The 10,483-nt window shown below is 64.7% G+C and carries 8 protein-coding genes; 7 read left to right on the top strand and 1 reads right to left on the bottom strand.

From position 1 onward, the window contains the following. The 7 genes from rpiA to gltX all read left to right on the top strand — a co-directional run. On the top strand, positions 1–632 hold a 632-nt coding region (gene rpiA, locus VFG26_RS02830; protein WP_325021986.1), incomplete at its 5' end, for a ribose-5-phosphate isomerase RpiA. An 11-nt stretch (positions 633–643) separates the two neighbouring features. Beyond that, complete coding sequence (gor, locus tag VFG26_RS02825; protein WP_325021985.1) at positions 644–2,026, top strand: glutathione-disulfide reductase; 1,383 nt, start codon at positions 644–646, stop codon at positions 2,024–2,026. A gap of 96 nt (positions 2,027–2,122) precedes the next feature. After that, on the top strand, positions 2,123–2,878 hold the full coding sequence (locus tag VFG26_RS02820) for a glucose 1-dehydrogenase (RefSeq protein ID WP_325021983.1): 756 nt from the start codon (positions 2,123–2,125) through the stop codon (positions 2,876–2,878). A gap of 143 nt (positions 2,879–3,021) precedes the next feature. After that, positions 3,022–4,422, top strand: coding sequence for a class II 3-deoxy-7-phosphoheptulonate synthase (locus VFG26_RS02815; protein WP_325021981.1), 1,401 nt, complete (start codon positions 3,022–3,024; stop codon positions 4,420–4,422). 98 nt (positions 4,423–4,520) lie between these two features. Next, a complete protein-coding gene (locus tag VFG26_RS02810) occupies positions 4,521–4,685 on the top strand; it encodes a hypothetical protein (protein WP_325021979.1) in 165 nt (54 codons plus the stop codon). Positions 4,686–4,755: 70 nt separating this feature from the next. Continuing rightward, complete coding sequence (locus tag VFG26_RS02805) at positions 4,756–6,471, top strand: NAD+ synthase (RefSeq protein WP_325021977.1); 1,716 nt, start codon at positions 4,756–4,758, stop codon at positions 6,469–6,471. Positions 6,472–6,827: 356 nt separating this feature from the next. Continuing rightward, positions 6,828–8,198: a glutamate--tRNA ligase gene (gltX, locus tag VFG26_RS02800; RefSeq protein ID WP_325021975.1), complete on the top strand. Its 1,371-nt coding sequence runs from the start codon at positions 6,828–6,830 to the stop codon at positions 8,196–8,198. A gap of 955 nt (positions 8,199–9,153) precedes the next feature. Here the strand turns inward: gltX and VFG26_RS02795 are convergent. After that, positions 9,154–10,395: a DUF2865 domain-containing protein gene (locus VFG26_RS02795; RefSeq protein ID WP_325021974.1), complete on the bottom strand. Its 1,242-nt coding sequence runs from the start codon at positions 10,393–10,395 to the stop codon at positions 9,154–9,156. Positions 10,396–10,483 lie beyond the last annotated feature (88 nt).

Below are 10,483 nucleotides of genomic sequence, written 5' to 3'. Positions count from 1 at the left end.
TCGAGAACGGCATGGTGGTGGGCCTGGGCACCGGCTCCACCGCGGCCTGGTTCGTGAAGGCGCTCGGCGCACGTCAGCTCGACGTGACCTGCGTCTGCACCTCGGAGGCGACGGCCGAGCTCGCCCGCAGCCTGGGGATGAAGCTCGCCGAGCTGGGCGAGACGCGCGAGATCGACCTCACCGTCGACGGGGCCGACGAGATCGGCCCCGGCCTGTCGTTGATCAAGGGGGGCGGCGCGGCGCTGCTGCGCGAGAAGCTGGTCTGGGAGGCTTCGAAGCGCTGCGTGGTGATCGCCGACGCCGCCAAGCGCGTGCCGGTGCTCGGCAAGTTCCCGCTGCCGATCGAGGTGGTCGCGTTCGGCCACAAGACCACGGCGCTGCGCATCTGCGACGCCCTGGTCGAGTGCGACATCGGCGTGCCGCCGCGGCTGCGCATGAAGGACGGCCAGCCCGTGCGGACCGACGGCGGCAACCTCATCTATGACGCGGCCTGCGGGCGGATCGCGGAGCCTGCGTTGCTCGCCGAGGCGCTGAAGAGCGTCACCGGCGTGGTCGACCACGGCCTGTTCCTCGATCTCGCCGACCAGGCGCTGGTCGGCACGCCCGAGGGCGTGACGACGATCGAACCTTAGAGGAGCGGATCTTGGCCAAGTACGACTACGACCTCTTCGTCATCGGCGCCGGGTCCGGCGGCGTGCGGGCAGCCCGGCTCGCGGCGATGTCGGGCGCGCGGGTGATGGTCGCGGAGGAGCACCGGGTCGGCGGCACCTGCGTGATCCGCGGCTGCGTGCCGAAAAAGCTCTTCGTTTACGCCAGCCGCTTTGCCGATGACTTCGCCGATGCGCAAGGCTTCGGCTGGTCGCTTTCCGGCGAGTCCTTCGACTGGCCCAAGCTGGTCGCCGCCAAGGACAGAGAAATCACGCGGCTAGAACTCGCCTACAGCGCCACGCTCGACAGGCACAAGGTCGAGGTGTTTGCCGAACGCGCGACGCTCGTCTCACCGCACGAAGTGCGCCTCGAGAATTCCGCGCGCATCATCACTGCAAAGACGATCCTGGTTGCGACCGGCGGCCGCCCGAACCTCGATTACGCCCTTCCGGGCATCGAGCACGTCATCACCTCGAACGAAGTGTTCGACCTGAAAGAGTTTCCGCGCCGCATCGTCATCGCCGGCGGCGGCTACATCGCGGTGGAGTTCGCTTCCATCTTCAACGGCCTCGGCGCCGAGGTCACGCTCATCTATCGCGGCGACAAATTCCTCCGCGGCTTCGACGAAGACCTGCGCGATGGTCTCGCCGCTGCGATGACGGCGCGCGGCATCCGCATCATCACCGGCCAGAAGTTCACGAAGATTGCGAAGACAGCGGCGGGCCTCGCCGGCACCATGAGCAACGGCGAAACGCTCGAAGCCGATCAGATCATGTTCGCCATCGGCCGCTCGCCCAATACGCAAGGCCTCGGGCTCGAGAAACTCGGCGTTCAGCTCGATCCGGAAGGCGCCATCGTCGTCGACAATTACTCGCAATCGACCGTGCCCTCGATCTACGCCGTGGGCGATGTCACCAATCGGGTGAACCTGACGCCGGTCGCCATCCGCGAAGGCCACGCCTTTGCCGACTCGCTCTTCGGCAAAAAGCCCTGGATTGTCGATTACACGACCATTCCGACAGCGGTGTTTTCGACGCCCGAGATCGGCACCGTCGGCTTCACCGAGCACGAGGCTCGCGCCCAGTACAAAGACGTGCACGTTTACAAAGGCAGCTTCCGCCCGATGAAGGTGATCATCGCCGGTCGCTCCGAGAAAATGCTCGTAAAGATCATTGTCGAAGGCGAGAGCGATCGCGTCGTCGGCGTCCACGTGCTCGGCCCCGACGCCGCCGAGATCGTGCAGATGGCCGCCATTGCTGTCCGCATGCGCGCTACCAAGGCCGATTTCGACCAGACCATGGCCTTGCATCCATCCGCCGCAGAGGAACTGGTCACGCTCCGCGAAAAATGGGTGGCCCCTGGCGAAGCGGCCGGTTGATCGGGAAAAAGCACCGCCGTATGGGTTCGCGTCCACGTCCGCCGGGACTTTTCCCGGCCGGACCGAGCGGCACGAATTCACGCCAAGAGGGAACACATGACGCGGCTCAGCGGAAAGATCGCAATCGTAACGGGTTCCGGCGGCGGCATCGGCCAAGCCATTGCCGAACGGTTCGCCCTCGAAGGCGCGCACGTCTGGGTCACCGACATCAACGGCGAAACCGCCGAAGAGACGGTGCAGAAAATCAAAGCTAAGGGCGGCGCTGCAACCGCGATGGTGGTCGACGTCTCGAAGGGCCAGGACATCACCGCGCTCGTTCGCAATGTCGAGAAGGCCCACGCCTACGCCGACGTCCTCGTCAACAATGCGGGCATCCTCGTTCGCGGCGAAGTCCGCCAGCTCTCCGACGCCGACTGGGCAAAGCTGCGCGAAGTCAATCTCGACGCGATTTTGCGGCTCTCCCGCGATGCCCTGCCATTGCTGCGCAAATCGAAGTCGCCCTCGATCATCAACATCTCGTCCATCATGGCGAGCAGGGGGCTTCGTCCGCTCGCGGCCTATACGGCGACCAAGGGCGCCATCACGGCATTGACCAAGGGCCTCGCGGTCGAATACGCGCCCTTCAACGTTCGCGTGAACTCGGTCGCGCCGGGCTACGTCGAAACCGGCATCACGGACCGCCTGTTGAAGCTGCCGCCGGTCAAGAAGGCGCTCATCGACAAAACGCCCATGGGACGCCTCGGACGGCCCGAAGACATGACGGGGGCCGCGGTCTTCTTCGCCTCCGACGACAGCCTCTATTGCACGGGCTCGGAGCTGGCGGTGGACGGGGGCATGTCGGCCGGGCTCTAGCCCCAAAAAGCGTGGGGGTTGAAGCGCTGGCGTTGCCCGCCAATATCTCCTATAAGCCCCCGAGATAATATGCCACAGAGCTATAGAAAGGCGCCGCCCCCGGGCACGCGCCCAATATCTGCTCTTCAGGAGTTTGGTTCACTATGGCGTCGAACGCCCACGAGAAATGGTCCCCGGACAGCTGGCGCGGCAAGCCGATCCTGCAGGTGCCGGATTATCCCGATGCGAAGGCCTTGGCCGACGCCGAAGAGAAGCTCGCCACGTTCCCGCCGCTGGTCTTCGCCGGTGAAGCGCGCGAGCTGAAGAAGCAGCTTGCCGGCATCGCCGGAGGCACGGGCTTCCTGCTCCAGGGCGGCGACTGCGCCGAAAGCTTCGCCGAGCACCGCGCCGACAACATCCGCGACTTCTTCCGCGTCTTCCTGCAGATGGCGGTCGTGCTCACGTACGCCGGCGGCGAGCCCGTGACGAAAGTCGGCCGCATCGCCGGTCAGTTCGCCAAGCCCCGCTCATCCGCGACCGAGAAGAAGAACGGGCAGGAACTGCCGAGCTACCGCGGCGACATCATCAACGGGCCGGAGTTCACGCCGGAAGCCCGCATTCCCGATCCCGTGCGCCAGCTCGAAGCCTACCGTCAGTCGGCGGCGACGCTCAACCTGATCCGCGCTTTCGCAACGGGCGGCTATGCCGACCTCGAGCGCGTGCACCAGTGGAACATGGGCTTCGTCAAGGACAGCCCGCAGGGCCACCACTATCAGGAGATCGCCGACCGCATCGCCGAGACGCTGCAGTTCATGCGCGCCTGCGGAATCACGTCGGACAATACCCCGCAGCTGCGGACCACGAGCTTCTACACCAGCCACGAGGCGCTGCTTCTCGGCTACGAGCAGGCTCTGACGCGCAAGGATTCTACGAGCGGCGACTGGTACGCGACGAGCGGCCATATGATCTGGATCGGCGACAGAACGCGCCAACCCGATCACGCGCATATCGAGTACTGCCGCGGCATCAAGAATCCGATCGGCTTGAAGTGCGGGCCTTCGCTCGATGCTGACGGCTTGCTGCGCCTCATCGACCTGCTCAATCCCACGAACGAGCCGGGCCGCCTGACGCTCATCTGCCGTTTCGGCTTCGACAAGGTCGAGGCGCATCTGCCGAAGCTCATCCGCGCGGTGAAGAAGGCCGGCCGTTCCGTCGTCTGGTCATGCGACCCGATGCACGGCAACACGATCTCCGCCGTCAACGGTTACAAGACGCGGCCCTTCGATCGCATCTTGAAAGAAAGCCTGTCCTTCTTCGAAGTGCATCGCGCCGAGGGCACGCATGCGGGCGGCATCCATGTCGAGATGACAGGGCAGAACGTCACCGAATGCACGGGCGGCGCCACGGCTATTTCCGAACAGGATCTCTCCGACCGCTACCACACGCATTGCGATCCCCGCCTCAACGCCGACCAGGCGCTGGAGCTGGCTTTCCTCGTTGCCGAGCAATTGAAGAAAGAGCGCGATGCCGAAGCTCGGCCGGAGCCCAAGACGCTGATCGCGTAAACGGCGCGATTTCCCGCCTGCCTCGGAATGCGGTATAGAATTTGGCGGCTTGCGGAACGGCGAGCCGCCAATTCGGTTTTTGCATTCCGATGGCTGTGATGCGTTTAGTCCTGTGCCTGATTGTGGCGAGCGTTGCTGGCGCGGCGGCAGTGTCCGCGGCCGCGCATCCGCTGCTGCCGACACCGGTCTCGCGCATTCACGATGGCGGTATGTGCTGGGATCCCGACATCGAATTCCCCGTGCCCTGTGACGAGGACGATTGAGTGAGGCTCCCCCCTGCCGCCTGCCAGCCGTCGTCTGGACCTTGCTGACGGCGCACTCTAAATAGCAGGCATGATCACACCGCATTCCCTCAAGATCGCGCTCGCTCAGCTCAATCCCATCGTCGGGGACCTGGACGGCAACGCCGAAATGGCCGCCGCAGCGCACGCCCGCGCCAAGCAACTCGGCGCCGACGTCATCGTCTTTCCCGAGCTCTTCCTCAACGGCTATCCGCCCGAAGACCTCGTGCTGAAACCCGCTTTTCAGCAGGCGACGCGCGAGCGTCTCGAATGCTTGGCGAAAGCCTGCGCCGACGGCCCCGCGATGCTCATCGGCGCGATCTGGGTTGAGGACGGCAAGGCCTACAATGCGGTGGCACTGCTCGATGGCGGCCGCATCCAGGCGACGACGCTCAAAGTCGAGCTGCCGAACTACGGTGTGTTCGACGAAAAGCGCGTGTTTGCTTCCGGCAAACTCCCCGGACCGCTGAACGTGCGCGGGGTCCGCATCGGCGTCCCCATCTGCGAAGACATCTGGAACACCGACGTCGTCGAGACGCTCGCCGAGACCGGCGCTGAACTCCTGATTTCGCCCAACGGCTCGCCCTTCGATTGGCCGAAGCCCGACATGCGCATGAACATCGTCGTCGCGCGCGTGACCGAAAGCGGCCTGCCGCTCGCCTATCTCAATCAGGTCGGCGGCCAGGATGAATTGGTGTTCGACGGCGCCTCCTTCGTGCTCAACGCCGACCGCACGCTGCCCGTACAACTCCCCGCTTGGCGCGAAGCCCTCGTTCTCACCGAATGGACGAAGTCCCCGGACGGATGGCGCTGTGAGAAGGGTGAGGTGGCGAAGCTTCCCGAAGGCTGCGCGTCCGCCTATCAGGCCTGCGTGCTGGGTTTGAGAGATTACGTCGAAAAGAACGGCTTCCCCGGCGTCGTGCTCGGCCTTTCCGGCGGCATCGACTCCGCGCTCGTCGCGGCCATTGCCGTCGACGCGCTGGGATCATCGCGGGTCCACGCGATCATGCTGCCGTCGAAATACACGTCCGATGAAAGTCTCGCCGATGCCGCCGCGTGCGCGCAGGCGCTCGGCATCCGCTACGACAAGATTTCCATCGAGCCGACCGTCGCCGGCATGTCGTGGAGCTTGAAGGATCTCTTCGCCGGCACCAACGCGGACATCACCGAAGAAAACATGCAGTCGCGCGTGCGCGGCACGATCCTCATGGCCGTGTCGAACAAGTTCGGCGGCATGGTCGTGACGACCGGCAACAAGAGCGAGATGTCCGTCGGCTACGCCACGCTCTACGGCGACATGAACGGGGGCTTCAATCCCATCAAGGACCTGTACAAGACAGAAGTCTACGAACTCGCGCGCTGGCGCAACGCGAACGTTCCGGAAGGCGCGCTGGGCCCATCCGGCATTGTCATCCCCGAGCGCATTCTGACGAAAGCCCCGACAGCCGAGCTCCGCGCCGGCCAGACGGATCAGGACTCGCTGCCGCCCTACGAAGCGCTCGACGATATCCTGAAATGCCTCGTCGAGCAGGAAATGCCGGTGCGGGACGTCATCGCCCGCGGCCACGCCGCCGAGACGGTGAAGAAGGTCGAGCGGCTGCTCTACCTCGCCGAATACAAGCGCCGCCAAGCCGCACCCGGCGTCAAGATCTCCGCCCGCAACTTCGGCCGCGACCGCCGCTACCCCATCACCAACAAATTCCGCGAAGACCTCACCGAACCTGCCCCCACGCTCAAGGCCTCCACCCAAGGCAGGGACTCCGCCTAACCCCGGCTCATCCCTTCACCCACCACTGTCATCCTCGGGCTTGTCCCGAGGATCCATCGGGCAGCGGGCCACGCCGCTCGATGGGTCCCGGGTCTCGCACGGTGGCTCGCCGGGGATGACAATCTCGGACGCCGGCACACCGCCCCAACTTGTCATCCCGGCCAAGCGCAGCGGAGAGCCGGGACCCAGAGCACCGTCCCCACCACGACCGTCATCCCGGCGAAGGCCAGGATCCGTCCAAGCTCGAGGGCAGGGGCGCCCGCCTCATCGGGCACCACCGGCGATGATGCGCCCACGCCTTGCGTTTGACCGGCCACGAAGTAGGGTGCGCCGCATCAATCTCGCAAAGGCCAGACATGACACCCCGCGTCCGCTTCGCACCGAGCCCAACAGGCAGGCTCCACATCGGCAACATCCGGACGGCAGCGCTGAACTGGCTCTTCGCCCGCAAACACGGCGGCAGCTTCCTGCTGCGCCTCGACGACACCGACACCGTCCGTTCGACGGAAGAATACGCCCAAGCCATCCAGGATGACCTTACGTGGCTCGGCCTCACCTGGTCCGATTTCGCCCGCCAGCAGGACCGCACCGCGCGCTACGAAGAAGCCGCCGAGATGCTCAAAGCGACCGGCGCGCTCTATCCGTGTTTCGAGACCGAGGAAGAACTCGACCGTCGCCGCAAGCGCCAACTCGCCATGCACCGGCCGCCGATCTACGACCGCGCCGCGCTGAAACTCACGAAGGAAGACATCGCCGCCAAGATCGCCGCGGGACAAACGCCGCATTGGCGCTTCCGCCTCCCGAACACGTCGGAAGGGCGCGGCCTCGATCCCCAGCCGACGCTCGTCTCGTGGAACGACCTCATTCGCGGCGACCAGACCGTTGATCTCGGTTCCCTGTCCGACCCCGTGCTCATCCGCGGCGACGGCACGTTCCTCTACACTTTCACCAGCATCATCGACGATATCGATTTCGAGATCACGCACATCGTGCGCGGCGAAGATCACGTGACCAACACGGGCGTGCAGCTCGCACTCTTCGAAGCCGCAGGTGCCACGCCACCCGCATTCGGCCATCACTCGCTGCTCGTCGGCGCAGACGGGCAGGCGCTGTCGAAACGTCTCGGCGCGCTGTCCATCCAAAGCTTCCGGGACGAAGGCCTGGAGCCGATGGCGGTTCTCTGCCATGCCGCGCTTGTCGGCACGTCGGACGCGATCGAGCCCTTCCATTCGCGCGATGAACTGGCGGCCAAACTCGACTTCTCGAAAATCTCGATGGCGCCCGGCCGCTTCGACGTTGCCGAGCTGAAGGTGCTGAACAGCAAGCTGCTGCACACGCTCGAATACGCAGCCGTCCGCGAACGTTTGCACGCGCTCGGCATCGAGGGCCGCGAGGATTTCTGGAATGCCGTGCGCGGCAACCTTGAAATCTTTGCCGACGCGAAGATCTGGTGGAACGTCGTCGCGGGCGACCTCGAACCCGTCATCGAGGATTCGAAATTGACCGTCGCAGCATCGGAAGTCCTGCCTGATGCGCCGTGGACCGAAAACACGTGGTCGGAATGGACGAACGCCGTGAAAGCCCGGACTGGCGCCAAAGGCCGCGCGCTGTTCCATCCGCTGCGCCTCGCGCTCACCGGCCGCGAAGCCGGCCCCGAACTGAAATTCCTGCTCCCGCTGATGGGCCGCGACCGCGTCCTCTCTCGCCTCGCCGGCCAGCGCGCCTAGCGCATCCCGCGCTCATCCCACCCGCCCACTGTCTCGGTACGACGAGACGGTGCGGGGATGCGCGCCTCTCCCAACGACTGTCATCCTCGGGCTTGGCCCGAGGATCCATTCGGCAGCATCCGTTGAAGATTGATGGGTCCCGGGTCTCGCAAGGTGGCTTGCCCGGGATGACAATTTCGGAAAGCCGGTTCTCCACCCCACACCTGTCATCCCGGCGAACAATGCGCCGGCGGCCGGCTCGCGGAACGCGAATCGCCGGCGTCAACCAAAACTCCGGGATCCACGACATCGGGCAGCAAACTCGGTGCGAAGGCAGATTTTGCCGTCGAGATCAATTTATCAAATCACGGCCGCTTTCGCCGAGTAAGAAGGAAGTCGTCAAGCGCTGGTACAGCTTTGCACTTTGGCCGTTGAGACGGGCCTCGCTTCCACAATCTTAAAGTCGGGCAGCCCGGCGCCCAGAACCTCGCATGAAGCAAAAGATTAAGATACTGAGGATGCCGACAAGAGAGAATTCCACTCCTAGCTCTGTGAAGTAGGCGATCATGGCGGCGGGGTCCTTTGCTACGGCGGGGAGTAGCTGGGACGGATTGAACCATAGGGCGAACATCACAACTCCGAGCGTGCCAGCGATGATTGCCACGAACACTCCCGCGATGGCGATGAGAGCGGTTGTGATCAAACCATGCCGCACCGCCTTCCCAATCTGGACTAACGTCAACAAGGTCGCCGCAAACACCCAGGCCCAAAGCGTAAGGACATTCGAACTTAACAGTTGGCCAAACGGGTCCATCAATCCTTGGTCCTTCTCTTCGCTCTGCATCGCCCACTAAAAACCGAGAAGGGTTGCACGGGATGAATCGTGGATACGATTGCAGACTACTTCGCGTGCAAAAAGAAGCGACGCAAGCTTGCGTGGGGCCTGAATTGGGTGTGCTGCCAAAACAAGCACCGACTACCGCGGCTGAGCCTCAGTCTGCCAGCCGGCCGAGCCCTGCTGCGAAGCGGTCGCCATCGGCGCACCCTGCCGCGCGGCAGCCGAACCGCCAGTCTCAGCACGCCGGCCCGGCGCCGCGGACTGCGAACCAGGCACCGCACCCTCAGCCTTCTTATCGGGCTGCAGGCCCTCGGCTGGCGCCACGTACTCGGCCGCCTTGCACGAGCAGCCGTTCACGTACTCCTTGCGATAGCGGAACGCGAACTTCAAACGCGTGTAGGGCTCCTGCGTCCGGAGCGCCACGGACTGTTCCACCGTGCCGCCTGGGTTCGGATAGTAGTACAACTCCGTCGGCGCCGCGCACTTCGACGTGCACGCATCGGCGTCCTGCGCGAAGTGGCTCGGCAGCGTCGAGAAGCTCACTGGGAAATAGAAGCCGTCGCACAGGCGAACGCACAGAGTCCGGTACGTCTGCGCGCCATTGGCCGCCCGCGGGTCCCACGTATTGCCGCCGCTCGATTCCTCGTCTTCCCACATGCCAGACATGCCGCCGCCGCTCCGCCGTGCCATGTCGACGTAGTTGGCGCCGCAGTTGTTGCGTGCAAGTTCGCGAATGATGTCGTCCTGATACGACCGCCCAGCCGATCCCAAGATATCCCGGCGCCGCGCATCGAGATCCGCCAGCTTCCGCTTCGAGCCATCGAGCTGCCGCGCCAGATCCTTGCACTGCGGCGTGTTCTTCAGCGACTTGGTGAAAAGAAAATATTCATAGCAGCCGCGATCGAGCTGCGACTGCGTGCGGTCGACGTCCCGCTCGAGCTGTCGGATGTCATTCTCCACGCGCGGCAGGTCGTTCTGCGATTGGCCGCTCTTCTGCCCTTCCTGCACGAGGCGCTGCTCGAGCTGATGACAGATCGGATTCTTCGCAGCCCAATTTTGCGAAGGTGCCGCCGGCGCTGCCGGAGCGCCGGGAGCACCAGGAGAGGGCGGCGCCGCGGGCGAACCCGGATACCGCGATTGTCCATAGGGCTGCGGCGGCGCAGGGTAGGGCTCCTGCCCGGGATAGGGCGGTGGCGCCTGTGCAGGGGGCGGCTGCCGGTAAACGGGTTCCTGCGGTACTGGCGGCCCGCCGCGATCATCCTCTTCGCGGTCGTCGCCGCCGCCGAACGGCCACCAGCCTTGCGCCGACGCCAAGTGCGAGCCGGAAACGAGTGCGCCAAGCCCCATCGCCACCACGAGCAGCGACCGCCAAAGCGCCATATTGAAAGATTTCCCTTGGCTCACGCCTGTTCCCCGACGGCCGTCCTTGACCGGCTCTCGTGCTGCGGATGAAGGCATCCGAAGCGAT

It is taken from the genome of Hyphomicrobium sp. (assembly GCF_035687085.1).
Classification (GTDB): Bacteria; Pseudomonadota; Alphaproteobacteria; order Rhizobiales; family Hyphomicrobiaceae; genus Hyphomicrobium_B.
Note: the sequence above shows the minus strand (reverse complement) of the source record. Positions and strands in the feature narration are given on the sequence as shown.